We start from the raw sequence: 25,312 nt of genomic DNA on the forward strand, positions 1-25,312 counted from the left end.
GACGCGGGGCTTTAGAGTCGTGCCATGGCTTCAGACGAGGGAACGGTGCGCGTCGACAGCTGGATCTGGTCCGTCCGGCTGACCAAGACGCGTTCGCTGGCCGCGACGGCCTGCCGGGGCGGGCACGTACGGGTCAACGGTGAACGGGTGAAGGCCGCCCAGGCGGTGCGCGCGGGCGACGAGGTACGGCTGCGGCACGCCGGGCGCGAGCGCGTCGTCGTGGTCAAGCGCCTGGTGCGCAAGCGGGTCGGCGCCGCGGTCGCCGCGGAGTGCTTCGTCGACAACAGCCCTCCGCCGCCGCCCCGCGAGGAGATCGCCGCGGTGGGCCACCGCGACCGCGGCGCCGGGCGGCCGACCAAGCGCGACCGGCGCGAGCTGGAGCAGCTGCGCGGCCGCTGAGAGAGCGTGCCCGAGGCGGCGGGGCGGCCGCCGTGGTGACGTGCGGCCGCCCCGGCGCGCTCACAGCTCGCCCAGGTACACCCAGACGCCCTCGTCCCGCACGAAGCGGCTGTGCTCCTCCTGCACGCCGGGCTCGCCGTCCAGCGTGTAGTGCGCCCGGAACCGCACCGTGCCCTCGCTGTGGAAGGCGCTGCCGCCCGTCGTCGTGACGATCTCCAGGCCCGTCCACCGCTGCGCCGGCTCGAATTCCAGGTGCGGGGGCCTGGTCGCCCGGTGCCAGGTGCGCAGCAGGTACGGCGCGTCGCCGGTCGCGAAGGCGCTGTAGCGCGAGCGCATCAGCCGTTCGGGCGTCGGTGCGGCTGCCTGGCCCTGGTGGAAGCGGGCGCAGCACTCCCCGTAGGGCGCTTCCAGCCCGCAGGGGCAGGGGGACGTGGAACTGATCGCCGGCCGCCGGCGCGCGTTGTTTCTCGACACCCCTAGATTGTGACGGTTACGGGAGCGCGCCCGGCAGGTGGCCCCCGCGGGCCCGCCACTCCCCCGTCAGCGGGTGGCGCCCTTGAGCCAGCCGTCGACCGCCGCCGTCACGGCGCGGGCGAAGCGGGTGATGCCCGGCGACCGTACGGGGCACGGGCGGGGCGTGCTGGTCGTCGGCGCCAGGCAGAAATGCAGGGCGTCGTCGGTGCGGTGCAGGTCGGTGGTGCCGCCGCCGGGGGCCGGGTGGGTGCAGTACGCGGGGTGGGCGCGTTCGTAGGCGTCGCACGGGAGCCGGCGGGTCCACCGGTAGCGGTCGCCGTCGGGGCTGAGCGTGCGGCCCGCGTCCGCGTACAGGTCGCCGGTCGCGGCGGCCTGCGCCGCGTAGATGTCGTTCACGCGGCGGACCCGGTCCGGGTGGAAGGCGTCGGGTGCCTGGGACGCCCAGACGATCTTCGGCCGGGGAAGGCCGGCGTCCCGCGCCGCCGCGGTGATCTCGCGGGTCAGCCGCCGCGCGTCGGCCGCGTACCGGTCGTAGTAGTCCGCAGCCCCGTACGTGGCTCCGGCCATGCACGGTGTGTAACCCCAGGCGTTCCCCCAGAACTGGAGGATCACGACGCGCGGGCGCACCGTCCGTACCAGCGCGGCCGCCTTGTCCCTGGCGGGGACCAGCGACTTTCCCCGCCAGTCCGCCAGGTAGTCGCACAGGGTCGTGCCGGAGTACGGCGCGGTGTGCAGCTTCGCCCGGCCGGTGGCGTCGATCCACCGGGCCAGTACGTCCTGGTTCTCCATGGCCAGGGAGTCGCCGAGGTAGAGCGCGGGCACGGGCCTGCCGGGCGGCTCGGCCCCGGCTTCCGGCTCCGGCTTCCCGGAGCCGGAAGCCGGAGCGGTCGCGGCCGGGCGCGGTCCCGGCCCGGGTCCGGACGGCGCGTCCGTGGGGTCGGAGGCGAAGACCACGCTCCAGCCGAGGACCCCGACCAGGGCCAGCGCCGCGACCGCCAGCAGCGGTACCACCCAGCGCTGGGTCATCGGGCCGCCCCTGGTCGAGGTTACGGCCGGTGGCTCATGTCAGGTGCAGCTCACACCGGCACGGGCAGACCAGGGAAGCACACCCCGGCTCCGCTGAGAAGACCGCGCCGCGACACGAGCGGGCGGCGGTCACCCGGTCGGTGCCGGGGCCTTGCCGCAGAACTCCGCCTCCATCACGTTCGTGTGTGACGGGTCCGCCCAGTCGCTGTTCGTGTTGAACGCCAGCTGGTGGCTGCCGTCCCGGGTGCCGATCAGGACGGACATCGAGCCGTTGGCCCGGCCGGTCTTGCCCACCACCTCCACCCCGCAGGACAGCGTGGTCGTACCGATGCCCAGTCCGAAGGAGAAGCCGCCCGCCGCCGGTACCACGGTGAGCAGTTCCTTCATCTGGGCGCCGGGCAGCAGCTCGCCCCTCATCAGGGCCTGCTGGAAGCGGAGGAGGTCGCCCGTGGTGGAGATCATGTCGCCGGCCGCGCCCAGGTAGGTCATGTTCTGCTCGGTGGCGTCCACGACCGGGGCGTCGGGCGCCGGGTCGAGCAGCCGGGAGTAGGCGACGGGGTGCGGATCCGGCATGGTCACGCCGCTGCCGGGGAACGACGTCTCGCCCAGCTCCAGCGGCTCGATGAGGCGGCGCGTGACCTCCTCGGCGTACGAGCGCCCCGTCACCTTCTCGATGACCAGGCCGGCAAGGACGTAACCGGTGTTCGAGTACACGGCCTTCGCGCCCGGCACGGACGTCCGCGGGTACTTGAGCGCGACGGCCAGCAGTTCCTGGGGCGTGTGGTTGTCGTAGCGGTGCTCCGGGAAGCGGCTGCCGGTGGACTCTGCCTCGAAATCCGGGTCCAGGGTGTAGTTGGGCAGGCCGCTGGTGTGGTTGAGGAGCTGGCGCAGGGTGATGGTCCGGCCGTCGTTGCCGTTGCCCCGCACCAGGCCGGGCAGCCACTTCTCGACGGTGTCGTCCAGGCTCAGTCTTCGCTCGGCCGCCAGCTGGAGGACGACGGTCGCGATGAACGGCTTGGTGATGCTCGCGGCGCGGAAGTGGTCGTCGGCCGAGCGCTTGCGCCCCGTCGCGGTGTCCGCGACGCCCGCCGAACCGAACCACCGCTTCCGGCCGTCCAGGACCTCGGCCGCCACGCCGGGCAGCCCGCGCTTTTCCACCATCTGCCGCAGTGCGGCCATGGTCGCCTCGTGCCCGCGTCCGGCCGTCCGCTCCGGGACGGCCGCGTACGCGGGAGCGAGGGTCGCGGCGCCCACGGCGGTGGTGGTCGCCAGGGCGAGTAAGACGGTTCGTACAGCCCGCTGCTTCATGAAGTGGTGCCTCCATAGCCGGTGGGAGCTGATTGCGTCCCTGTGGCGTAAGTGACGCCCGTTACCGGCTTGGAGGTTGATCCGCACGGCGATGTGGCGCGGCGCCGGTGCGCGCCGCGTTGTCCGGGGGCTTTCCGCCGCTGTCCCGGACAAGTCCGGACGGCCCCGCCCGTAGACGCCACGCGCCCCCGGTCGGCAAGGTCGTCACGGAATCCGGGGCCGGGAAGGGACCAGGGGCGCCCGTCAACGGGGGTGCGGGCAGCGCAGGCCGGACGTGCCGGCGGACGCGGGCGCGGTGGCGCGCACTGCCCGCCGGGCGCCCCTCCGCCGAGGCGTTACGCGGGCCGGCGCGGCGTGCACGCCGTGCGGCGGTGCCGGACCGGCCCCATGATGGAAGCAGCGGAGGCACTGCCGGCCCGGCGGGACTCTCCGGACCCGAGCGATCTTTCGGGAGGCGCCATGGGCAAGGACAGCAGTCCGGATTCCGAGGACGGCCGCACGGCGAAGCGGCGGGAGCTGTACACGGGCGGTGAGCGCCCGTTCGATCCGGAGGACCTGGTCATGGCCAGGGGACTGGACGTGACGCCGGAACGCGTCGAGGAGGCCCGCAAACTCATCGCGGAGAAGGGCCCGGCGGCGATCGAACGCTACTTGCCGTAGCGGTCGGCGATGCGCTTGCGGTACGCGGCGCTGTCCGCCTCGCTCAGCGGCAGCCGGCCGTCGCCGGCCAGGTGCGAGGGCAGGTAGGTCGCCTGCTTGACGGCCTGGTACAGCGGGCCGGGCAGGTTCAGGAGAAGCTGGCCCTGCTCGGCGGTCTCGATGACCATCCACGAGCCGGAACCCCGGTCGTCCGGGCTGGCGGGCTCGATCGTGCTCACCGCCGTCACGGTCAGGGTGGCGGGTATGTCGGTGCGTGTGTCGTTCTCCGTACTCATGTCCCCTCCCTAACAACCGGCTCCGGGCACTGGCCAGCCGTCCCGCCGAGTCGTGTCTCACAGTGGGCGGGGGAATGCGGGCGCGGACGCCGCGAAAGGAGAGGTGACCGACGGACATGGGCCGCAGAAGAGACTTGGCCAAGGTGACCGGAGTGACTCGTCCGACACGCGCCGCAGGGGCCGGATCGCCGATCATGGCCGGTATGAACGAGGACACCCACACCGCCGGACCGGGACCGGACGCGGCCCGCCGCGCCCACGACCGGGAGCGCCGCCGGGCGCGGCTGGTCCTGGCCGGCCGTGCCGAGAGCGCGGAGGATCTGGCGATGCTGATCGACGCGCTGGGGCTGGACCCGGGGCAGGACCACTCCCCGCCGGTGCGGGGCGAGTGACGGGCCGTCACTCCGCCAGCGCCGCGGCGATCACCGGCCAGATCCGGTCCAGGGCGTGCGGCTGCATCATGTGGCCGTGTTCGCAGTGCGCGTCGTGGGTGCGGACGGCGCCGGAGACGTACGGCTGCCACGCCTCCGCCGGCCAGTGCGGCTCGCCCCGCTCCGGCTCCGCCTTGAACAGCAGCAGGTCGCCCGCGAAGACGCCGGGCGTGAAGGTGTACCAGCGCAGCCGGGTGTTGTCGGTCAAGGTCTCCGCGACGGCGGTGACGAGGGGTTCTTCCAGGAGCGCGGCCAGCGCGCTGCCCTGGCCGCGCAGGGTCTAGGCCGCTTCGGCGGGATCGAGGCCGGTGGGCGTGCCACGGCCCGACCGGCCCACCGCGTCGACGAACAGGTCGGCGACGTCCCGCGCGGTGTGACTTGGGAGGACGCGGGCGGGGTCGATCTGTAGGGGCGCGGAGTCGAGCAGGGCCAGGAGTGCGACCTGTTCGCCCTGTTCTTGGAGCCGGGTGGCCATCGCGTGGGCCACGGCGCCGCCGAAGGACCAGCCGAGCAGGTGGTACGGGCCGGCCGGCTGGACGGTGCGGATCTGTTCCAGGTAGTCGGCCGCCATGTCCGCGACGGTGGCCGGGCGGGCGCCGGGCTCGGTCAGGCCGCGCGTAGCAGCCGCACGTGGTCCACCGGGGACAGGTGCGGCGCGAAAAGGGCGCGCACATCACGGATCGAAGCCACAGCGGCGTCGTGGTAGCGGGCAATGCGTCCGGGGCCCCACGCCGTGTCGACGTGCGGCATGTGCACCCGCCTCGCCTCACCGTGCTGGTGCACTTCTTGCGGTAATTCCCCAACGCCTCGTGCCGTACGGCCTTGCGGGCCGTTTCCGCCGCGATCCGCCGGTCGCAGAAATTCCGTACGTGAATGGCCGCGATATCCCGGCGGACCAGCCGGAGCAGGGTTTCCTGAGTCAGTTCGCGGGCGAAGTCACCAGCCCCGGAGGTGTGCGCGACGCGCGTTCCGGGACCGGAATCGGTCGAAATCATGGCGTCACTCCCCACTCGGCGGCGCACGGCGGGGGAAAGCTCCGGGCAGCCGCCTTCCGCTCGTGTGCACCTGCCCGTTCGAAAAGCCGGGGGTACGTCCCGCATGCTCTCCCGCCGCACCACCCGCTACACCGCCCTGGCGGGCACCCCGCTCCAATGGCGGAACAAGACGACGCGCATCGGACGGAACATCACCCGGTCGCACTGGGCACGACGCAGTCGGCGGGCTGGGGCTTCTTCGCCGGCCAGCCCAGCCCCACGAACGCCACCCGGCGGGTCCGCGGTTCCAGTTGGACCACGGACACCGGTTTGTCGTACGCATTGCCGCCGTTGGTCAGGCAGATCCAGCCGCTGGTGCCCTTCACCCGGTACGCGGCCTCCAGCCGCGGCCACTGGTCGGCGACGCGTTTACGTGTCGGTACGACCGGGCCGGCGGACTGCGCATTGGCCAGGAACACGGCGGCCGCGATGGTTTGCACTCCGTCGTGGACCAGCATGGTCCTGGAATCCCCCAGTTCCACCGGGCCGATATCGCCCGCGGCCTGCCGGTCGATCAGACGGCGGAGTTCCCGCAACTGCTCCCGCGGCTCCGTCAGATAGGCCGGCCGGTCCTTCTCCTCCGGCTTCTTGCCCGTGCTCGCCTGCCGCTCCTTCTCCCACCTGCGCAGTGCCGCGTCCCAGGAATCCGGGTGGGCCGGCGCCGCGTACTGCACGGTGATCGTGGAGCCGCCCGAGCCGCCTCCCAGTTTCTGCCAGTCGCTCTCGCCCATGTACCGGTCGAGCGTCGCCGCGCCCGAGCCGCTGACAATGGTGTATTTCTTGCCGTGGCACGGCACCTCGGCCAGCTTGAGGGCGAACAGCCGCAGATGGACCGGGCGGCCCGCGAAATAGACCACCTTCGCGTCCGAGGCGCAGATGTTGTGGCCGATGATGGTGAAGTCGTTTCCGGTGTCCCCCTGGTCCGTGATGCCGGGCGACGTGAATTCCTGGTCCTTCGGCCCCGGCGGTCCCGGTTCCGGCCGGCTGAACGCCTTGGCGAGCGATTCGACGTAGATGTCGTGCGGGCGGGTGTCCTTGACCAGGACGGTCTCCCCGTCTTTGAGGCCGCCGTGGAAGTTGGCGAGCGCGTCCGCCTGCTGCCGGTTGGTCGGGATGATCCGGGCCAGCCCGGGGAACGGGAGGCGGCCGTGCGGGTCGTCGGGGTTGGCGATCTCGTCGGCGCTGACCCGGCTGGCGAGTACCGGTATCCGCAGTTCGCCGGTCAGCCGCGCGATGGCCTCCTTGGTGGCTCCGAGGCTCAGGTTGAAGCCGGTGACGGCCCGCAGGTTGTCGCTCCCGGAGTCCGCCATCGCCGCGAGCCGGTCCACCACCTTCTTCTGCTGCGCGTACGCGTCGCCGGGGTTGGCGAGGACCAGGCGCAGCAATGGCTTGTTCTCCGTCCGGTTGGCCCGGTACTGCGCCAGGTACGCCCCTTGCAGCTCGCTGCGGAGCTGCTTGCGTTCGGCGGCGAGCTTGGGTTGCAGCGGCAGCATCATCGCCACGGTCACGCTGTCCGCCGACTGTTCGGCGACCCGTTTGTTCTCGTCGCGGATCGCCTCGCTCACCTGCGTGATCTCCCGGGTCCCGAAGTCGTACCCGGAGCCGTTGACGCCGATGCACTCACCGCCGATCCGCTCGACGCCCTCGGCGCAGTAGTCGGGTTCCCCGATCTTGCCCGGGATGAGGAAGGCCAGGGGTACGACCACGGCCAGGACGACGAGCACCGTGCACACCTTGCGGATCCAGGTGGCCCAGAACGTGTTGTACAGCCAGTTCAGCAACGCCGCTCCCTCCCCTACCCGATGTGTCTCGTGCACGTACACGGCCTGAGCGGCTGCTTGCCGGCGAGCCGGTCGCCCCAGTCGCGCGCCGTGTGGGTCAGGACGCCGGCCCCTGCCGCCTGCTCCTCCCCCAGCCGTTCCAGCAGCTTGGGCAGGGCGTCGGTAACGGCTTCGTCGACGGGCTGCGTACGGTCCTCACACAGCCGTACGGCGTGCAGCAGCCGGTCGATGCGCTTGCGCCGCACGTCTCCGGCCACCTCGGTCTCGCCCAGCGCGCGGGCGCGCCGGTCGTCGGTACCGCCGAGCAGCGGCGCCTCCGCGATGGCCAGCAGTTCCGCGCACCAGTCCCGCGCGCTGCGGGTGAGGAACGTACGGTCGAGGTAGTCGGTGACCGTGTCCGCGTCGGCGGCGGCCAAGTGGTGGTGCATGCCGTGCGCGGCGGCGGAGCCGAAGAGTTCGTCGGCCGCGTCGTCGTCCAGTGCGCGGTAGTGGTCCCGCAGCAGGGATTGGTCGCCGCGCCAGGCCGCTCCGCCTGGCCGCAGGCGGTACAAGCGCCGCATGAGCAGGCGGCGCAGGCCGAGGTCGCCGATGAAGTGCCGGGGGCAGTGCGGCCAGCCGCTGTCCCGCAGCAGCTCGGCGATCCGGTACGCGGACAGGCGCTCGTCCCGGCCCCCTTGCACCTCCCGCATCAGCACCTGTGCGCACTCCGCGTCGTGCGCCACCGACAGGTGGCTGAGCAGGTCCAGCCAGTGGCCGCGCTGCTCGGGCGGGAGCCCTTCCGGTGGCTGCCGGCCGACGAGGTCGTCCAGCAGGAGGTCCGCCACCGGCCGGCCCTCCGCGCCCTCGCCCGCGCGCACCCGGGCCTCCAGCAGGGCCCAGTCGGTGTCGTCGCCGGAGTCCCGGAAGGCCAGTGACGCGGTGGCCTCCCCCAGCCGGGTCACGAAGCGGGGGCGCCCGCCGCTCAGCCGGTGGATTCCGCTGTCGATGCGCAGCTGCGCCGCGTTGTCGCCCCGCTCCCGCCGCACCTGTAGGCGGGCCGTCTCCCGCGACTGCTGGTCCCGCGTCAGCACCGGCATACGGACCAGGAGCACGCCCCGCGCCAAGGGCGTGAGACCCGGTACGCCGCCGGCCGGGCGGCTCCATCGCGGCAGCCCGCCGTCGGAGGGCCGCCAGCTGACGGGCGCGTCGTCCGCCGCGCCCCCGGCGTCGCCGACATGGTGGAGGAAGCGGCCGCCGTCCTCGCGCCGTGCGGTCGCCAGGACGACCAGCCGGTCGTACAGTCCCCGCTCGCGGTCCTCCAGCACCGGCTTGACCAGCCGTCTGCCCAGAGCGTTGTCCGCGTGGTCCAGCAGCAGGGCGGGGCGCCCGGCCCGGGACAGCCGGCCCACCAGCGAGACGTAGGCGGCCTCGACGTCCTCCCGCAGCGCGCGGAAGAGGAAACCCTCCGCCACCTCGCGCGGTTCGCCGCCCTGCTGGAAGTGGGAGGCCAGCGAATGCAGCCCCAGTTTCGGATGCCCGCCCGCGCCCGGATACTCGCCGTAACAGGCCGCCAGCAGGGCCTTGCCTTCATGGGAGGTCCGGGCGAGCAGTTCGTCGAGTACGGCGTTGATGAACGGTACGGCGCCGGGGTGTGCCACCAGCCCGGCGACGACACCGACGTACGCCCTGCCCGCCCGGTTCAGCACCCCGCGCCAGAAGGAGCCCCGCGGCAGCAGCTCGTCGTGCCGCTGCACCTCGCTCACCAGGGTGGTCGGGTCGGCCAGCGGGTCGCTCGCGGCGACGGCCGCGAGCCCCGCGTACAGCCTCGGCAGCGCGATCGCCCCGCCGTCGCCCTGCCACGCGCCGAACTGCAGGGCGACCTCGCGCAGCACCTCGGTCAGTACCGAGCGCGTCTGCGGATGCTGCGCGGCCTGCTCCCGGTAGACCGTCAGGCCGCAGTCGACGTGCGCCGTCGGCACATGGCGCCCGAACTCGTTGCGCACGCACCGCAGAAGCCGTCCCTTGCCCATGCCGGGCCCGCCGACGAGCAGGACCACGGGCAGGTCGGGCCCGTACAGCGGCTTGCGATTGCGTCCCGCGCGGGTCTTCCCCAGCAGCCGGGCGACCAAGCCGTCGTCATCGAGCAGCTTGTCGAATCCGAGATCGTCAGGCACGGGCCCCCCGAGGCGTCACCGACCGTACCGGCTTGTGATGACACGTCAGGTTAGTGCAGCCCCCGGGCTTTAGGGAGAGAAGCTCCCGGACGAACCTGCCGGGGTGCCACCGGCACCTTGCGCCCCTCCGTTCACCCTTCCGTATCCGTTTCCGTATCCGTATCCGTTTCCGCGTGGATACGGCTGATCAGCCGCTCGTACCGCTGCCGGGCCGCCTGCGGAGTCCCCAGCCCCAGCCCGAAGGCCACCTCGGGCCAGGTCATGCCGCGCCCCCGCGCCATGCGCAGCAGACCGGCCTCCAGCTCGTCCAGCTCTCCCCGTACGAGCGGGACCAGGCTCAGCGCGGCGGTGATGTCCGCCCGGTCCACCTCCGGCTCGCCCTCCTCCAACCGGGCGGCCCCGCTCATCAGGAACGACACCAGCCGCACCGCCTCGTGCGGCCCGAGCATCGAAGGGTGCGCCTGCCGCCCCCGCTGCTCCTCGGTGGCCGCGTGCCGCTCCGCGATGCGGAACAGCGACGCGTGCACCCGCCGCGCCCGTGCCTCTTGCGCGTCCGGCAGCGTGAAGGGGTCGGAGCCGGTGGCGGCACTGTCCTGTTCGCAATTCGACGTCATGCGGACCAGCATGCGCGAGCACACAATCCACTGTCAACGCATCGATGCAAACACCTTGTTTGCTTGCCATGCTGCGCCCATCACGTGCCACGCGGCCCGCCGCCCCGGCCTCCGCCTGTGCGCACACCACCCCCCTGTGTCAAGCTCCTGACATGAAAGACCAGAACCCCGTGGCGCCGCCCCACCCCGCCGAGAACATCACCGAGCACGTGGGGTACCGCCTCAAACGCTCGGCGGCGGCGCTGCGCGGCGCCATGGACAGAGCGCTGCGCGAGCACGACCTGACGGTGCCGCAGTACTCGTGCCTCGAACTTCTCGACGAGCGGCCCGGCCTGTCCAACGCCGAACTCGCCCGCGGCACGTTCGTCACGCGGCAGTCCATGAACGTCGTCCTGCGCGGCCTCCAGGACGCGGGGCTGATCTCCCGGCCCCGTACCACCGACCACGGCCGCGCCCTGCCCGCCCACCTCACCCCGGAGGGCGGCAGGCGGCTCGAAGCGGCCAGGTCCGCCGTCTACGCCATCGAACGGCAGATGATCGAGGCGGTACCGGAGCGGCGCCTGACCGACCTCCTCGCCGACCTCGACCGCATGGCGGCGGCCCTGGGCGGGTGAGCGGTGCGCGGGCGGCGGACCGGGGCGCCGTCGTCACCGGCTCTTCGCCGCCGAACGCCCCCGGCCCGCCTGGGCTTCGTTCGTCTTCCCCGAGGAACGAAGCGAGTCGATACTGCCCATCGCACGGGCCGCCATGCCCGGCACCGCGACGATCACCCGGTCAGCGCAGCGGCGGCGGCGTGCACCGATGCCGTCAGGAGGGTGAACCAGACGGTCTTGCCCACGGCTTCGGCGCGGGTGCCCCAGGCATCGGCGAGGGCACCGACCAGCATCAGGCCGCGCCCGTTCTCCTCCGCGTTGTCCGCGATCCGGGCGCGGGGCCGGGGCGTACTGCGGTCGGTGACCTCCACGCCCAGTTCGCGGGGGCTGTACCAGATGCGCAGCGTCAGCGGCCCCCTCGCGTGGCAGACGGCGTTGGTCAGCAGTTCGGAGGCGAGCAGCAGCGCGGTGTCGGCCAGCGCGGTCAGGCCCCACGCCCCCAGAGTCCTGAGCAGGAAGTGCCGCCCCTCCGGCACGGAGGACGCCTCGCCGGCCAGTTCGGCCGTGGCCGTGTCCAGCAGGGCCGTGGGGAAGCCGACCAGCAGGAGCGTGACGTCGTCGGAGTACGTGGCGGTGTCCGGCAGCATCGCGTGCATGATCTGGTCGGCGGCGTCCTCAAGATCTTCGGCGCTGGTGAAGACCTTCTCCAAGGTGGTGGCCAGCAGGCCCAGTTGCACGTCGATGTCACTGTGCGGCGTCTCCACCAGGCCGTCGGTGCACAGGGCCAGGGTCGTGCCGGCACGCAGGGGCAGGCGGACTTCCTGGTGCGGGACGCCGCCCACGCCCAGCGGGATGCCGGTCGGCACCGGCAGCGCGCTGACCGTGGCGTCCGGGGCGATGAGCCAGACCGGCAGGTGGCCGGCCGAACAGGCGGTCACCTCGCCCAGCGTCGGGTCCGCCTCCAGGTACGTACAGGTGACGAATTGTTCCGGCAGCCCGCGCGTGAACGTGTCGAGCGTCTGGATCAGCTCGCACGGCGGCGTCCCGGCCAGCGCCAGGGCCCGCGCCGCCGACCGCAGCTGGCCCATGACCACGGCCGCGTCCAGACCGCGCCCCATGACGTCCCCGATGATCACGCCGACCCGTCCGGCGCCCAGGTCGATCAGGTCGAGCCAGTCCCCGCCCACCCCCTGCCCCTGCGTGGAGGGCAGGTAGCGGGTGGCCGCGCGAGCGCCGGGGGTCTGTTCGGAGGCTCCCATCAGGCGCAGGGCCAGGGCGATGTGCCGCTGCTGTGCGTACAGCTCGGCGAGTTCCCGTTCGGCCTTCTTGCGTCCGGTGATGTCGCGCGTGGTCGAGCAGACCGCGCTGATGACGCCCCGCCGGTTGCGGATCGGCCACAGCGACACGTCGACGTCCAGGACCCGGCCGTCGCTGGTGGCCCGCCGCGTCTCGTAGTGCTCGATCCGCTCGCCCCGGCCGATCCGCTCCAGCAGCTCGGCCTCCTCTTCCTTCAAGTCCGGTGGAATCAGCAGGCCGATGTGCCGGCCGACCACCTCGCTCGCACCGTAGCCGTACAGCCGCTGCGCGGCGCCGTTCCAGAAGGTGATCCGTCCGTCGAGGGCCTTGATGAGGATCGCGTCCTGCGAACACTCCACCAGCCCCCGGAAGAGCTCCTGCTTACCCGCGGCGCCCCGCAGGGCCTCCACTGACGTCATTGGTGCCTCACCTCACATGACGCATCCGCTTTCGGGCGCAGGAGTTACGGCTTCCCGTCACGCGTCCCGCGCCCGGCCCGGATACGTCCCCGCTGTCCCTCGCCGTCCCTTTTCTGCGAGGGTGCGGATATTGGAGCACGGGCGGCGCCGCCTCACCGAGGTTGTTCGCTTTTGGATGCCCCTGGCACGGGAGTTGCCGATTTCCCGCCGGTTTCTTGTCTTTCTGCGCTTGGCGGATGCCGCCACGGCAGGCGGGGCCCGCGGCACTGCCGGGCCGCGGGCGGTGCCGGGCCGCGGGCGGTGCCGGGCCGCGGGCGGTGCCGGGCCGCGGGCGGTGCCGTCACGGAGCCGCCGTCAGGCCCGGGGCCGGCCCCGGCCGGGAAGGCGGTAGATGTTCTCCGCGCGGATGCCTTCGAAGTCCTCGACGAGGTTGAAGGAGACGCTCTCCCCCGACGTCAGCGTGCGGGCCTGCTCGTCGCCCTGGATCGCCGAACGGTAGGCCAGCACGTCCGGCCCCCCGTCGGCCTGGGCCACCAGGCCGGCGCCTCGTTCGTGGTCGAACCACTTCACGATGCCACGGGGCACAGCAATCACCTCTGTCGGGCCGGGTCGGTGCGGTACACCCATCGGGTGCCCCGTCACCGGTGGTTAAGGGAGCGCACTGCCGGGCGCACGTAGCTCGCACCCGGCGCCCGGCCCGGCCTTCACGGGGGCGCGAGCCGCCCCCCGCTCCGGAGCCTGTGCCGGTGCCTGGCGGCTCAGCGGTCCTTCGGGGCGGCGCGCATGGCGGCGTACACACAAGGGGTGCCGTCCGGAAGGGTGGCGAAGACCACGGGCATCCAGTCCTCGCTGAACGAGGGGCCGGCCCCGTTGGCGGCGAAGACGGTCCCGGAGACCGGGACCAGGTTCATGTCGAGCGGCGGGGAGAAGTCCTTCATTCCGTCGACGAAGGTGTAGAGCAGGTGCGGTGAGCCCTCGCGCTCGGAGACGGTGATGACGACACCCGCGCGCCGGTAGGTGCCGACGTACGGCGTGATGTCCACGGCGGGCGGCTGTGCGGCCGGCGCGAAGGGCTCCGGCATCCGCACCCCGGCGAGTTCGCCGAGCAGTTCGCGGAAGAGCGTGGCGTACAGCCGGCGCGCGCCTCCGCCGTTGGTCAGCAGGGCTATGGCCACCCCGGCTTCCGGCACCACGCGCAGGTACGCGTACTGCCCGATCGACGCGCCGTCGTGGCCGTACCCGGGGGTGCCCGCCCAGTCGTACAGCGTCCAGCCCAGGCCCCACCCGTCGGACGCCACCGTCCACTTGTCGGGGCAGTCGGTCTCCCGCCCCTGCATCGCCGCGACGGTCTCCGGGGCCAGCACCCGGGTGCCGTCCGGCGCGAGGCCGCCGTCGAGGTGCATCCGCGCCAGCCGTACGACGTCGGCGGCGCTGGCGATGACGCGGCCGTACGGGCCCGCCGAGCGCGGCATGAGGTCCCAGGCGGGGGCCGGGTCCGGGTCCTGCCCCGGCTCCCCCAGGTGGCTCATCGCCGCCCGGAAGCCCAGCGCTTCCTCGGGCAGCGTCATGGTGTGGGTGAGCCCCAGCGGGGTGACGAGCCGGTCCTTGAGCGCCGCGTCCCACACCTGGCCGGTCAGCACCTCGACGATGCGGCCCAGCACGTTGTAGCCGACGCTGCTGTACGAGAACGTCCCGGGCGGCCCGTCGAGCGCCACGTCCTTCGCGGCTTCGACATAGCGGGCCAGGCAGTCGTCCCCGCGCCCGGTGTCATGGGTGAAGTCGCAGGTCAGTCCGCTGGTGTGACTGAGCAACTGCCGGGGGGTGATCGTCTTGGTGGCTTCGGCGTCGGCGGTGGCGAACTCCGGCAGAACCTTCACGACCGGCGCGTCCAGGTCCAGGGCGCCGGACTCGGCGAGCTGCATCACCAGCGTGGCGGTGTACATCTTGGCGATCGAACCGAGCTGGTACACCGAGTCGGTCGTGGCCTCCACCCCCGTGCCCCGGTGCAGTACGCCGCCGGCCATCTCGTACACGGTGCCGCCCGTGAGAACGGCCAGGGACGCGGCCGGGACGTGGTGGGCGGCGCGCAGCTCGTCGAGCCGGGCCTGCCAGCGGGCGAGGTCGAAACGGGGTGATGTCATCAGGCATTTCCCTTTCGCGGAGAAGCCGTGCCGCCGTGCGGGACGCAGTGCGGTGCCAGTCGGCCGTACACCGTGCGGCGCTCCGCACACTGTACGGCCAACGAACGGCGGACGTAAAGCCGTACACTGTTCGAGCCAGTCCCCGGACGAAAAAGAGGAGCCCGCATGCCGGACGAACAGCAGGCGTTCCCGTCGGTGTGGACCCGGCCGCGGCGGCAGCGGCGGGACCAGCCGGCGCTGAGCCGGGAGCAGATCGTCTCCACGGCACTGGAGTTGCTGGACGCCGAGGGCATCGAGGCCCTGAGCATGCGGAAACTCGGCACGCGCCTGAACGCCGGCGCCACCTCCATGTACTCGCACGTCGCCAACAAGGACGAGCTGGTCGAACTGGTCGTGGACGAGGTGTACGGCGAGATCGCGGTGCCGGAACCCGGCGCCCCGGCGGACTGGCGCGCGGACGTCGTCGCCTGCTCCCACAGCATGCGGTCGGCGTTCCTGCGGCACCCCTGGGTCGTCTCCGTGCTCGGCGAGTCCGGGGTCGCCCATCTGGGCCCCAACATGCTGCGGATGACCGACGCCGCACTCGCCCTGTTCGAGAACGCGGGCTTTTCGCTGCAAGCGGCCGACCGGGCCTTCAACACGCTCGTCTCGTACATCGTCGGCATCTCGACCAGCGAGGCCGCCCACCTGACGGCGCTCGCGCGCAGCGGACAGGACGAGCAGGAGTGGGTGGAACGCCTGTGGCCGGCCGCTGAACAGGCCGTGTCGGCGTACCCGCGGCTGCGCGAACTGTACGCCGCGCAGCGGGGGCAGAGCGCCGGCGGCGCCCGCGACGACCACTTCGACGGCGGGCTCGCGTGCGTCCTCGACGGGATCGCGGCTCGCCTGAAGGACTGAAGGGCCGCCCCGGGGCGGCGCAGGCGGCGGTCCGGGCCGGCCGGGTTACTCCACGCCCGCCGCGTCGAGCAGGGTGGCCGCCGTGTGTACGGCCAGGCCCCGCAGGCTTTCGACCTTGGCCCCGGCGCGAGCGCTCGCGCCGTCGAACACCAGGGTCAGCTGGCGGGCCAGCAGGGCGGGGTCGCGGGCGCCGCCCCGCTCGCCCTCGGCGCGGAAGACGTCGGTCAGGTGGCGCTTGACCTCTTCGGCGACGATGCTGGCCGGATGGTCCGGGTCCTTCAGTTCGACCTGCGCGGCGAGGAAGGGGCAGCCCCGGTAGCCGGCCGTCTCCGCGAGTTTCTCCAGCCGTTCGAAGACGTACAGGATGCGCGCACGCGGCGGTCCGGGCTCGGCCGCACGGAGGGCGAGCTGCTCCTCGTATGCCGGGGCGCGCCTCTTCAAACTGGCCGCGAAGACCTCGTCCTTGCTGTCGAACAGCAGGTACATGGAGCGTTTGGACACCCCGGCCGTCCTGCACAGCGTCTCGACCCCGATGGAGACGCCCTCGCGGTAGAAGAGTTCGGCCGCCGCGTCGAGCAGCCGGTCCCTGGTGGACGCCTTGCCGGTACTGGGCATACGGGGAGATTACCGCGGCGGAAAAGGTTGAGAAACCGACCGGTCTACCGGCCCACCGGTCGGGCCGGGCGACGTCCGTTCCGTCGCGAGTGATGAAGCCGACATGGTGAACGGTGTCCTCCGGCGGCCGACCGGCTTACGGTTCACCTGGCGGAAACCGATCGGTTTCCCACCTGGCCCGATGCCCTCGTACGTCTGGGAGGACAAGGACAAGTGACCAGCACACCCCGGCACAGCGCCGTCGAAGTCAACGGAATCACCCTGCACATCGCCGAGCAGGGCGAAGGACCGCTGGTCCTCCTGCTGCACGGCTTCCCGGAGAGCTGGTACTCCTGGCGGCACCAGTTCGGGCCGCTGGCCGAGGCCGGATACCGGGTGGTGGCCCCCGACCAGCGGGGCTACGCCCGAAGCGAGCAGCCCGGCGACCCCGACGCGTACAGCCTGCTCCACCTCGCCGGTGACGTCGTCGCGCTGATCCGCGCCCTCGGCGAGGAACAGGCCGTCGTCGTGGGCCACGACTGGGGCGCGCCCGTCGCCTGGGTCACGGCCATGCTCCGCCCGGACGTCGTACGGGCCGTCGCGGGACTGAGCGTCCCGCCGGTGCTGCCCGCCGGCCTGGCGACGCCGCAGGCCACCCGCCGGCGGTACGGCGACGGCTTCTACCAGGTCTACTTCCAGCAACCTGGCGTCGCCGACGCGGAACTGGCACGGGACCCGGCGTCGACGTTCCGGCGCATCCTGTTCAGCGGATCGGGCGACAGCCCCTCCAACAACCCACCGAGCCCCTGGATCGTCCCCGACGGGTCGACGCTCATCGACTCGATCCCCGAGCCGCGGCAGCTGCCCGGCTGGCTCACCGAGGACGACATCGACGCGTTCGTACGCGACTACGCCGGGCACGGGGAGCGCGCCTTCACCGGCCCCCTGAACTGGTACCGCAACATCCAGCGGAACCACGAGCTGCTCACGGCCTTCCAGGGCCGCGGCATCGACGTACCCGCGCTGTACGTCGGCGGGGACCGCGACATGGTGATGTCCCTGCACGGCATCAAGGAACTTCTCGGGTCCCTCGAAACGGTCGCGCCGAAGCTGCACCGCAGCGTGGTGCTCCCCGGCTGCGGTCACTGGACCCAGCAGGAACGTCCCGCCGAGGTCAACGCCGCCCTTCTCGACTTCCTCGGCCACCTGCCGGGCCCGGCGGATCACTCTTCCTCCGGCTCCGCCGGGCGTTCCACCCGGTAGAGGTAGTGGGCGCGGCCGGCGGCGGGACTGTCAGGTTCGAGTTCGCCTTCCGCGACGCGGCGCAGCCCGGCCTTCTCCAGCGCCCGCCAGGACGCCCGGTTGGCCGCCGGCACCGGCACCAGGACGGCGGGAGCGTGCGGGTGGTCGTGCCAGGTCGCCCGTACGAGCGCCCGGATCATGTGCGCGCCGAGGCCGCGCCCCACCTGCCCTGGATCGCCGACGAGGTAGTCCAGGGTCACCGTTTCGCCGGGCACCGCGAGCAGGGCGGCCACCTCGGCGCGGTACGCCGGATAGTCGGCGAAACGGGAGCGCTGGACCAGGCCGAGGGGGTGGCCGTCGAGGAAGACGAGCAGGTCCTCCGATGGCTCCTCGCCGCGGGCTGCCGGGCCGAAGTCGCGTGCCACCGCCTCCGCCGAGGTGTCGTGATGCCACCACCGGGCGACGTGCGGCTGCGCCAGCCACCGCCGCACCAGCGGGAAATCGCTCTCGCGGAGCCGCCGCCAGGTCAGCATCGCGCCGCGTCCCGTGCCTGTTCCGGCAGCCCGCCGAGGCGCTCGCGGTGGGCCCGGGCCTGTCCGATGCCGCGGTCGCCCGGCTCGGTCGGCTCGCCCGGCTCGGTCGGCAACCGCATGGCCCCGGCCCCGGGCCGCCGCACCTCCAGGTCCCCGCCGATACGAACCGCACTCGATGTCACGCCCCGCTCCCCTCACTCAACGGGCCACGCTAGCAGCGCAGTTGGACACAAGACCGGTTCACGCCGCGCCCTCGGCCCGTTCCGTGCCCTCCGTGTCGGCCCGGGGCAGCACGACCACGCCCCACGTGACCATGACCGCCCCGACCGCCTCCGGCACGAGCCACCAGCCGCCGCGCACCCGCTCCCCGTACACCATGATCCCGAGCGCCAGGCTGACCAGCGCCTCGCCCAGGGTCAGGGCGGGCTGCGAGGCCACCAGCGGGCCCGACTCCATCGCGTTGGCCAGCAGGAAGAGCGCGCACGCCCCGGCCGCCACGAAGGCGTACGTCTGCCAGCAGGCGAAGAAGGCACCCGCGCCCTCGCGTTCGAAGGTGTCGGTCGCGGCCTTCATCAGGGTCGCGGTCAGGGCGTAGCCGATCGCGGAGGCGGAACCGAAGAGCGCCGCCCGTGCCTTGCCGCGGGCCCGCGGCAAGGCGGCGAGTACGCAGACCGCCATGGCGCCGCCGGAGGCGAGCAGCGTCACCGCCCACATCCCGGCGGACGCCTCGCTGTCGCCCCCGGACGGCGCGGCCGCGGCCAGCGCGAGGCCGAGCCCGGCGGCCACCATGACCGACGCCACCCAGCCGGCCGCCGGCAGCGGCCGCCGCGACACCGCGGCGGCGATGAGCAGCGTGAACGGCAGTTCGGTCACCAGAATGGGCTGGACCAGCGACAGCGACCCCAGCGTCAGGGCCAGTGCCTGGCACGCGGCGGCACCGACGATGACGGCGATCCCGCCCAGCCACGCCGGGCTGCGCAGCAGGTGCCGGACCAGCCGGACGCTGAATGCGTCGCCCGGCGGCACCCGGCGGGCCGCGATCCGCTGCAACACGGTGCCGGTGGCGTTGGCCACGGCCGTCAGCAGGGCGAACAGCGCGGAGAGCACAGCTGACACGAAACGCTCCTGCGGTCCGGCGCAGCGGTCACCGGCCGCCACTCCCTCCCACCGTGCCAGACCCGCCCGCCGCCCCGGAACCGCAGCACCGGACCGAGCCGCCGATCACTCGATCGGCCCCCTGGCCGACGGCCCGGGGCTCCGGCGGGCACGCGCACTCACTCCGGGAAGGAGATCCGCATGACCAGGCCGCCGCCCTCGCGGGGCGTGGCGGTGATGCTGCCGTCGTGTGCGCGCACCACGGAGCGCACGATGGACAGGCCCAGGCCCACGCCCTTGTCGCTGCCGGTGCGCTCGGTACGCAGCCGCCGGAAGGGCTCGAAGAGGTTCTCCACCTCGTAGGCGGGAACGGCCGGACCGGTGTTGGAGACCACCAGCACCGCACACCCCTGCTGTGGCTCAGTGGTCACCTCAACCCAGCCCTCTTGTGGGACGTTGTAGCGCACCGCGTTCTGCACCAGGTTCAGCGCGATGCGCTCCAGCAGGACGCCGTTGCCCTGCACGAACGCCTGCTGCCGTACGCCCCGGATCTCCACGCCCTTGGCCTGCGCCTCCGCGCGCGCCTGGTCGAGGGCCTGCGAGGCCACCTCCGCCAGATCGACCCGTTTCTTGTCCACGATCTTGTTCTCGCTGCGGGCCAGCAGCAGCAAGCCCTCCACCAGCTGCTCACTGCGCTCGTTGGTCGCCAGCAGCGTCTTGCCCAGCTGCGCCAGATCCACCGACGCGTCCGGGTCGGCGAGCTGCACCTCCAGCAGCGTCCGGTTGATCGCCAACGGCGTGCGCAGCTCGTGCGAGGCGTTGGCCACGAAGCGGCGCTGCGACTCGAAGGCCCGGTCCAGCCGGTCCAGCATCTCGTCGAAGGTGTCCGCCAGCTCCTTGAGCTCGTCGTCCGGCCCGCCCAGCCTGATCCGCCGGTGCAGGTCCGAACCGGCGACCCGCTGGGCGGTACGGGTGATACGGCCCAGCGGCGACAGCACCCGCCCCGCCATCGCGTACCCGAAGGCGAACGCCACCACCGTCAGCCCCAGCAACGCCAGCAGGGAGCGGTTGAGGAAGTCGCGGAGGGCCTCCGCGCGGTGGTTCTGGAGGCAGTTGCTGATCCCCGCGTTGATCTCGTCGGTCGTGCCGACCGACGGCAGGTCGGGGCAGCCGAGGTTGAGGAGCTTGACGTTGCTGCCGAAGACCCGGAACTCCGGGATGCCGCTCTTGAGGATGTTGGCCACGAACAGGTAGATGATGGCGAGCAGCACGATGCCGGCCATCAGGAACATGCCGCCGTACAGCAGCGTGAGCCGTATCCGGATGGTCGGCCGCAGCCACGGCACCCGGCGGGGAAGCGGTTGGGGGCTCCGGGCGGGCTTCGGAGGGATGGTCACCGTCGGTGCCGGCCGGGTGGGGGAGGACGTCACGGCGCTCAGCTCCGGTGATCCGGCGAAGCGGACACAGCACCTGATACCGGGACGATGAAGAGCCGCACGGCAGATCCTTCCTCAAATGCCACAACGCACGCGGCAGTTGCCAAGCCTTGTCCATCCTGCACAGCGTGCCCGTAAGTCCGCGGTAAACCGGAGGCCGCGCGGGCCGGCCCGGGGTTGCGGCAGCGAGGGACACCGGCGGCGGAAACGGAGGCGACACGCCCGGCCGCCGGACCGTCCCGCGTGTCGGGCGGGCCCCGAAAGAAGGTATCTGACCTGCAATTATGTGAGCCTCGGTGGCCGGCTGGACAGCTGGGTTGCGCCAGCTGGGGGGTTTCGGCGGTGAATCACCCGTTCGCAGCTTTTTGCGGCTTGGTACTTGCTGTGAGGCTGGAAGGACTCATGGTGACCGTCCCCACCACCGAGGAGAGAACTCCATGATTCTGTCCATCTCCGGCGTCGTTCTGCTCGGCATCATCGTCTTTCTGTTCTTCCGCAAGGACGGGCTCAAGGTGTCCCACGCCCTCGTCTGCGCGCTCTTCGGCTTCTACCTCGCGGGCTCCGCGATCGCGCCGAGCATCAAGGCGGGCGGTGCGAGCCTGGCCAACCTCCTGGGCGGCATCAAGCTCTGACCGCGGCCCGCCCCGGCCGTCCGTCGTCCCCGGCGGCCCGGTGCGGCCAGGCCCCGCGCACCCACCGCATGTCCCGCATCCCGAACCACCAGGAGACGATGTGGCCCGGCGTCCACTGCCCCGCATCCTGAGCAACAGCGCGCCCATCGCGCGCGGCCGCGAGTTCGCGCGTACCGCCGCCGACAGCGCCGCCGACGTGTTCCACCCGCTGATCACGATCAGCCGGGGGCTGCGGCGGCTGCTTGCCGCCGGGGGGCGGCGCTGGTCCACGACTCCCAAGGAGCGGCGCAGCACCCTGCTGTTCGTCGCCGGCGGCAGCGTCGCGGCGATGGCGGTGGTGCCGTACGGTCCGCTGCTCGCCGTCATCACGGTGATGGCGGCGGCCGCCTGGGCGGGGCGGGAGAAGCCGCCGGAGGAGCCCGCCGGGCCTGGCGACGAGGAGACCGGCCGGTTGCGGGCACTGTACGAGGCGCTGGTGCCGTACTTCGCGGTCGAGGGCGACCCCAGTCCCCTGTACGCCCACGACGGGGACTGGGAGAGCGTCTTCACCGAGTACGAGTTCGACGACGGCGGGCGGCTGTCCCGGCTGTGCCTGGCCTACCCGGCGTACTTCACCGACGGCGAGGCCGCGTCCCGGGACCGTATCGAGCAGGTGCTGTACGCCAAGTCGGGGCGCGGCAGGGAGTACCACTTCACCTGGCACGAGGAGGCGAACCGGCTGGTGCTGGCCGTGCTGCCGCCGCTGCCGACCGACGTCGCGGCGCAGCGGTTCGTGGCGACGCAGGGCGAGACCGTGCTCGGGTTCACCGACCCCGACGCCGTTCAGCGCACGCTGCCGGTGGTGGCGGGCGAGGAGGTGCGGGACGTGCCGCCGGTGGTGTGGCGGACCGGCCTGCGCTCGACGGAGCCGCACCTGCTCGCGCTGGGGCAGCCGGGCGCGGGCACCACGACGCTGCTGCGGTCCGTCGCCCTGCAGGCGCTGGCGCACGGCGACGTCCTGGTGATCGACGGCAGCGGCACCGGCGAGTACGCGTGTCTGGCGGGGCGGGCGGGCGTCATGGGCGTGGAGACCGGGCTGTCGGGCGCGCTCGCGACCCTGGAGTGGGCGGCGCACGAGACCGAGCGGCGGCTGATCACCGCCAACCGCGCGCGGCAGGTCGGGCAGCAGGCCCCGGAGGACACCCGCCGGCCCCTGTGGATCATCCTGGACCGGCCGACGGCGCTGGCCCATCTCGCGGCGGCCGAGGGCCGGGAGGACCCGCAGAACCTGCTACAGGTTCCGTTGCGGCACGGCCGCGCGGCGTACGTGACGGTGGTGGTGGCCGACCAGCTCGACAGCACCGCGCTCCTCGCCGAGCCGGTCCTGACGCACACCCGGGCCCGGGTCGTGCTCGGTCCGGCCGCCCCGGAGGAGGTACGGGCGGCGCTCGGGGCGCCGCCGCACACCACGCCGACGTCCGACGTGCCGCCGGGCCGCGGCTACGCCAAGCTCGGCGGCGGGCCGGTGCTCCGCCTCCAGGTCCCGGCCACACCCGACCCGTTCGACGACGCGACGAGCGAGGCGCACCGGCAGGCCGTGCTGGCGCTGCTTCCGGAACGTACGGTCCTGGCGGCGGCTCCGCCGGAGACGGCGGCCGCGGGTGCCGGCGAGGAGCCGGGCGGCGAGCCGGCCGGGGCGGACCGTGCCGGTGGGGCGCGGCGGGCCACCGGGGTCGACGTGCTGTTCGGTGCCGTCGACTCGGCCGCGCCGCGGGAGTCCGCGGTGGAGGCCGGTCGCGCCGACGGGTGAGCGCACGCGAAGCGGTGCCCGGTCCGTCGCGTACGACGTCGCGGACACCGCTGGGAGCAACCGGGCCCGCCGCGGCGGGCCCGGCCCTCCTCACCCCGGCCCCGGTCCCATCGGCCCCGGGCCGCCGGGACCGCCGAAGAAGCCGGGACCACCGGGACCACCAGGGCCACCGGGACCGCCGGGGCCCGGCCCCATGAACCGGACCGGTCCTGAGCCGACCGGCTCGGGGTCCGGTGCCGGGGCGGCGCCGTTCCTCGACTGCCCCGAGAACTGCGTGCGGTACAGCTCCGCGTAGGCCCCGTCCAGCTCCAGCAGTTCCTCGTGGGTTCCGCTCTCCTGGACCCGTCCCTCGCCGATGACGAGAATCTGGTCGGCGTCGCGGATGGTGGAGAGCCGGTGGGCGATCACCAGCGAGGTCCGGCCGGCCAGCGCGGTCTTCAACGCCCGCTGGAGAGCCGCCTCGGACTCCGAGTCGAGGTGCGCGGTGGCCTCGTCCAGCACGACGACCGGCGGTGCCTTGAGCAGCAGCCGCGCCATGGCGATGCGCTGCTTCTCACCGCCGGAGAGCCGGTACCCGCGGTCGCCGACCACGGTGTCCAGGCCGTCGGGCAGCAGCTCGATCAGGTTCCAGATCTGTGCCGCCTTGCAGGCGTCGACCAGTTCCTGTTCGGTGGCGCCCGGCCGGGCGTAGACCAGGTTCTCGCGGATGGTCGTGTGGAAGAGGTGCGCGTCCTGGGTGACCATGCCGACCGTGTCGTTCAGCGACCGCAGGGTCAGGTCCTTGAGGTCGTGGCCGCCGATGCGGACGGTGCCCTCCACCGGGTCGTAGAGGCGCGGCACCAGATGGGTGATGGTCGTCTTGCCGGCACCCGAGAGACCGACCAGCGCGGTGAGTTTCCCGGCCGGCACGGTGAAGTTCAGGTCGCGCAGCGTCCACGCGTTGTCGGTGCGCTCCTGTACGGGCAGGGCGATCGTCTCCAGTGAGGCGAGCGAGACGTCGGCCGCCTTCGGGTAGCGGAACGACACGCCGTCGAACTCGATGGCCGGCGCCTTCGTGCCGCTGCCGGGAGCGGGCAGGGCGATCGCGTCCGGCTTCTCGGCGATCAGCGGTTTGAGGTCGAGGACCTCGAAGAGCCGGTCGAAGCTGACGAGCGCGGTCATCACGTCCGCCTGGGCGTTGGAGAGCTGTCCGACCGGGGCCATCAGGCGGGTCAGCAGCGTGGCCAGCGCCACCAGCGAACCGAGCTGGAAGGCGCCGTTGATGACCAGGGCGCCGCCGACGCCGTACACCGCGGCGGTGGCCAGGGAGCCCACGAACATCGTCGAGAGGAAGAGCATCTTCATGGCGACGGAGTGCCGGATGCCGACCTCGCGTCCCCTGGCGGCCAGCTTCGAGAACTGGCCGGTCTCGGTCTCCGGGCGGCCGTACAGCTTGGCCAGCAGCGCGCCGATCACGTTGAAGCGCTCCTGCATCATGGAGCCCATCTCGGCGTTGATCTGCATGTGCTGCCGCACGAGCCGCTGCATCCGGCGGCCGATGACCCGGCCGGGCAGGATGAAGAACGGGATCAGCGCCAGGGACAGCAGGGTGACGACCCAGGACAGGTAGAACATGGTGACCAGCACGAACACCAGGGTGAGTCCGGCGGAGAACGCCGTCGAGAGCAGCTGTGTGACCGCCTGTTGGGCGCCGATCACGTCGGTGTTCAGCCTGCTGACCAGTGCGCCGGTCTGGGCCCGGGTGAAGAACGCGAGCGGCTGCCGCTGCACGTGGTCGAAGACTTTGGTGCGCAGATCGTAGACGAGTCCTTCACTGACACGGGCCGAATACCAGGTCTCGGCATATCCCAGGAGAACGGCCAGGATCGCCTGTACGGCGACCGCGATCGCGGCCCAGACGACGACCGAGACATCGCGGACGAGAATACCGTTGTCAATGAGGTACTTGAGCAGGAGCGGCGGAGCCACCGCGCTGGCGGCGTTCAGCGTCGTCATCACCAGCAGAAGGACGATATTGCGGCGGTGCGGATGCGTGTAGGGCAGAATCCGTTTCACCGTGCCGCGTTTGACCTGCTGCCTGGCTGCCGTGGGGTCCGGCGCGTCCCCTCTCATTATGATCGGCCCTGGGCCACCCATCATGGCCACAGATAACACCTCCGTCTTGTCGTCATGGTCGGGTGGGCCAGGTTCAGCCGGCGGCTTCCTGCTTGTTCATCTCGTCGATGAGGCTCTGCGGACGCAGGTCCGTCCAGTTCTCCTCGACGTAGGCCAGGCAGGCCGTGCGGGTGTCCTCACCGAAAACGACCCGCCAGCCGGCCGGGACCTCGGCGAAGGAGGGCCAGAGCGAATGCTGGTTCTCCTCGTTCACCAGAACCAGGAAAGAACCGTTTTCGTCGTCGAACGGATTAGCCACGATCACTCCTGTTCAGTACACCCTGACGGGTTCTGCTGTGTGTTTTGGAACCTGATTGACGATAAGCCGGGCCCTAT

Annotated in this window: 27 protein-coding genes; 8 read left to right on the plus strand and 19 right to left on the minus strand. The window is 72.3% G+C overall.

Annotation, left to right across the window (positions count from 1 at the left end; all coding sequences use genetic code 11):
• The first annotated feature begins 24 nt into the window (after window positions 1–24).
• A complete protein-coding gene (locus ACH4OW_RS32290) occupies window positions 25–399 on the plus strand; it encodes an RNA-binding S4 domain-containing protein (RefSeq protein ID WP_398031385.1) in 375 nt (124 codons plus the stop codon).
• Window positions 400–459: 60 nt separating this feature from the next.
• Here the strand turns inward: ACH4OW_RS32290 and ACH4OW_RS32295 are convergent, their stop codons facing one another.
• From ACH4OW_RS32295 to ACH4OW_RS32305, 3 genes are all read right to left on the minus strand, one after another.
• Entirely contained in the window at window positions 460–873 is a 414-nt protein-coding gene (locus ACH4OW_RS32295; protein ID WP_360139750.1) for a YchJ family metal-binding protein, read from the minus strand.
• A gap of 66 nt (window positions 874–939) precedes the next feature.
• Window positions 940–1,899 (minus strand): SGNH/GDSL hydrolase family protein, encoded by a 960-nt coding sequence (locus tag ACH4OW_RS32300; RefSeq protein WP_398031387.1) that lies wholly within the window; start codon window positions 1,897–1,899, stop codon window positions 940–942.
• Between the two features lie 129 nt (window positions 1,900–2,028).
• Window positions 2,029–3,207, minus strand: coding sequence for a serine hydrolase domain-containing protein (locus ACH4OW_RS32305; protein ID WP_360139744.1), 1,179 nt, complete (start codon window positions 3,205–3,207; stop codon window positions 2,029–2,031).
• 459 nt (window positions 3,208–3,666) lie between these two features.
• On the opposite strand from ACH4OW_RS32305, the gene ACH4OW_RS32310 reads away from it, so the two are divergent.
• Window positions 3,667–3,867, plus strand: coding sequence for a hypothetical protein (locus ACH4OW_RS32310; protein ID WP_360139759.1), 201 nt, complete (start codon window positions 3,667–3,669; stop codon window positions 3,865–3,867).
• On the opposite strand, the gene ACH4OW_RS32315 is transcribed toward ACH4OW_RS32310, so the two are convergent.
• Entirely contained in the window at window positions 3,855–4,142 is a 288-nt protein-coding gene (locus ACH4OW_RS32315) for a hypothetical protein (protein ID WP_360139741.1), read from the minus strand. The two genes, ACH4OW_RS32310 and ACH4OW_RS32315, sit on opposite strands and share 13 nt — an antisense overlap.
• A 203-nt stretch (window positions 4,143–4,345) precedes the next feature.
• Between ACH4OW_RS32315 and ACH4OW_RS32320 the strand changes: the two genes are divergently transcribed.
• Window positions 4,346–4,534: a hypothetical protein gene (locus ACH4OW_RS32320; protein WP_360139738.1), complete on the plus strand. Its 189-nt coding sequence runs from the start codon at window positions 4,346–4,348 to the stop codon at window positions 4,532–4,534.
• A 7-nt stretch (window positions 4,535–4,541) separates the two neighbouring features.
• Here the strand turns inward: ACH4OW_RS32320 and ACH4OW_RS32325 are convergent, their stop codons facing one another.
• From ACH4OW_RS32325 to ACH4OW_RS32345, 5 genes are all read right to left on the minus strand, one after another.
• On the minus strand, window positions 4,542–4,781 hold the full coding sequence (locus ACH4OW_RS32325; RefSeq protein ID WP_398031390.1) for a hypothetical protein: 240 nt from the start codon (window positions 4,779–4,781) through the stop codon (window positions 4,542–4,544).
• Window positions 4,782–4,853: 72 nt separating this feature from the next.
• Complete coding sequence (locus tag ACH4OW_RS32330; protein ID WP_398031432.1) at window positions 4,854–5,183, minus strand: alpha/beta fold hydrolase; 330 nt, start codon at window positions 5,181–5,183, stop codon at window positions 4,854–4,856.
• 576 nt (window positions 5,184–5,759) lie between these two features.
• Entirely contained in the window at window positions 5,760–7,388 is a 1,629-nt protein-coding gene (locus ACH4OW_RS32335; protein WP_398031391.1) for an amino acid ABC transporter substrate-binding protein, read from the minus strand.
• Between the two features lie 14 nt (window positions 7,389–7,402).
• Complete coding sequence (locus ACH4OW_RS32340; protein ID WP_398031393.1) at window positions 7,403–9,541, minus strand: hypothetical protein; 2,139 nt, start codon at window positions 9,539–9,541, stop codon at window positions 7,403–7,405.
• A gap of 131 nt (window positions 9,542–9,672) precedes the next feature.
• On the minus strand, window positions 9,673–10,155 hold the full coding sequence (locus tag ACH4OW_RS32345; RefSeq protein WP_398031395.1) for a DNA-binding protein: 483 nt from the start codon (window positions 10,153–10,155) through the stop codon (window positions 9,673–9,675).
• Between the two features lie 152 nt (window positions 10,156–10,307).
• On the opposite strand from ACH4OW_RS32345, the gene ACH4OW_RS32350 reads away from it, so the two are divergent.
• Window positions 10,308–10,769, plus strand: coding sequence for a MarR family winged helix-turn-helix transcriptional regulator (locus tag ACH4OW_RS32350; RefSeq protein ID WP_398031397.1), 462 nt, complete (start codon window positions 10,308–10,310; stop codon window positions 10,767–10,769).
• Window positions 10,770–10,921: 152 nt separating this feature from the next.
• On the opposite strand, the gene ACH4OW_RS32355 is transcribed toward ACH4OW_RS32350, so the two are convergent.
• From ACH4OW_RS32355 to ACH4OW_RS32365, 3 genes are all read right to left on the minus strand, one after another.
• Entirely contained in the window at window positions 10,922–12,463 is a 1,542-nt protein-coding gene (locus ACH4OW_RS32355) for a SpoIIE family protein phosphatase (protein WP_360139720.1), read from the minus strand.
• A 354-nt stretch (window positions 12,464–12,817) separates the two neighbouring features.
• Window positions 12,818–13,048 (minus strand): cold shock domain-containing protein, encoded by a 231-nt coding sequence (locus ACH4OW_RS32360; RefSeq protein ID WP_360139717.1) that lies wholly within the window; start codon window positions 13,046–13,048, stop codon window positions 12,818–12,820.
• Window positions 13,049–13,221: 173 nt separating this feature from the next.
• Window positions 13,222–14,604: a serine hydrolase domain-containing protein gene (locus ACH4OW_RS32365; protein ID WP_398031399.1), complete on the minus strand. Its 1,383-nt coding sequence runs from the start codon at window positions 14,602–14,604 to the stop codon at window positions 13,222–13,224.
• Window positions 14,605–14,769: 165 nt separating this feature from the next.
• Here ACH4OW_RS32365 and ACH4OW_RS32370 point away from each other — a divergent pair, with 165 nt between their 5' ends.
• Window positions 14,770–15,501, plus strand: a complete 732-nt coding sequence (locus ACH4OW_RS32370; protein WP_398031401.1) for a TetR/AcrR family transcriptional regulator — start codon at window positions 14,770–14,772, stop codon at window positions 15,499–15,501.
• A 45-nt stretch (window positions 15,502–15,546) separates the two neighbouring features.
• Here ACH4OW_RS32370 and ACH4OW_RS32375 read toward each other — a convergent pair whose 3' ends face one another.
• Complete coding sequence (locus tag ACH4OW_RS32375) at window positions 15,547–16,116, minus strand: TetR/AcrR family transcriptional regulator (RefSeq protein ID WP_398031403.1); 570 nt, start codon at window positions 16,114–16,116, stop codon at window positions 15,547–15,549.
• A gap of 213 nt (window positions 16,117–16,329) precedes the next feature.
• Here ACH4OW_RS32375 and ACH4OW_RS32380 point away from each other — a divergent pair, with 213 nt between their 5' ends.
• Window positions 16,330–17,358 (plus strand): alpha/beta fold hydrolase, encoded by a 1,029-nt coding sequence (locus ACH4OW_RS32380; protein ID WP_398031405.1) that lies wholly within the window; start codon window positions 16,330–16,332, stop codon window positions 17,356–17,358.
• Here the strand turns inward: ACH4OW_RS32380 and ACH4OW_RS32385 are convergent.
• From ACH4OW_RS32385 to ACH4OW_RS32400, 4 genes are all read right to left on the minus strand, one after another.
• Window positions 17,319–17,870: a GNAT family N-acetyltransferase gene (locus ACH4OW_RS32385; RefSeq protein WP_360139702.1), complete on the minus strand. Its 552-nt coding sequence runs from the start codon at window positions 17,868–17,870 to the stop codon at window positions 17,319–17,321. The genes ACH4OW_RS32380 and ACH4OW_RS32385 overlap by 40 nt on opposite strands.
• Window positions 17,864–18,052: a hypothetical protein gene (locus tag ACH4OW_RS32390; RefSeq protein WP_398031407.1), complete on the minus strand. Its 189-nt coding sequence runs from the start codon at window positions 18,050–18,052 to the stop codon at window positions 17,864–17,866. Before ACH4OW_RS32390 ends, ACH4OW_RS32385 begins: the two co-directional genes overlap by 7 nt.
• Window positions 18,053–18,110: 58 nt before the next feature.
• Complete coding sequence (locus tag ACH4OW_RS32395) at window positions 18,111–18,986, minus strand: DMT family transporter (RefSeq protein ID WP_398031409.1); 876 nt, start codon at window positions 18,984–18,986, stop codon at window positions 18,111–18,113.
• Window positions 18,987–19,144: 158 nt separating this feature from the next.
• Entirely contained in the window at window positions 19,145–20,395 is a 1,251-nt protein-coding gene (locus ACH4OW_RS32400; protein ID WP_398031410.1) for a sensor histidine kinase, read from the minus strand.
• A gap of 443 nt (window positions 20,396–20,838) precedes the next feature.
• Between ACH4OW_RS32400 and ACH4OW_RS32405 the strand changes: the two genes are divergently transcribed.
• A complete protein-coding gene (locus ACH4OW_RS32405) occupies window positions 20,839–21,033 on the plus strand; it encodes a hypothetical protein (protein WP_030019622.1) in 195 nt (64 codons plus the stop codon).
• Window positions 21,034–21,133: 100 nt separating this feature from the next.
• A complete protein-coding gene (locus ACH4OW_RS32410; RefSeq protein ID WP_398031413.1) occupies window positions 21,134–22,822 on the plus strand; it encodes a hypothetical protein in 1,689 nt (562 codons plus the stop codon).
• A gap of 90 nt (window positions 22,823–22,912) precedes the next feature.
• Here the strand turns inward: ACH4OW_RS32410 and ACH4OW_RS32415 are convergent, their stop codons facing one another.
• On the minus strand, window positions 22,913–24,961 hold the full coding sequence (locus ACH4OW_RS32415; protein ID WP_398031434.1) for an ABC transporter ATP-binding protein: 2,049 nt from the start codon (window positions 24,959–24,961) through the stop codon (window positions 22,913–22,915).
• Window positions 24,962–25,010: 49 nt separating this feature from the next.
• A complete protein-coding gene (locus tag ACH4OW_RS32420; protein ID WP_360139685.1) occupies window positions 25,011–25,235 on the minus strand; it encodes an MbtH family protein in 225 nt (74 codons plus the stop codon).
• Between the last annotated feature and the right edge of the window lie 77 nt (window positions 25,236–25,312).

It is taken from the genome of Streptomyces sp. NPDC017056 (assembly GCF_044332485.1).
GTDB lineage: Bacteria > Actinomycetota > Actinomycetes > Streptomycetales > Streptomycetaceae > Streptomyces.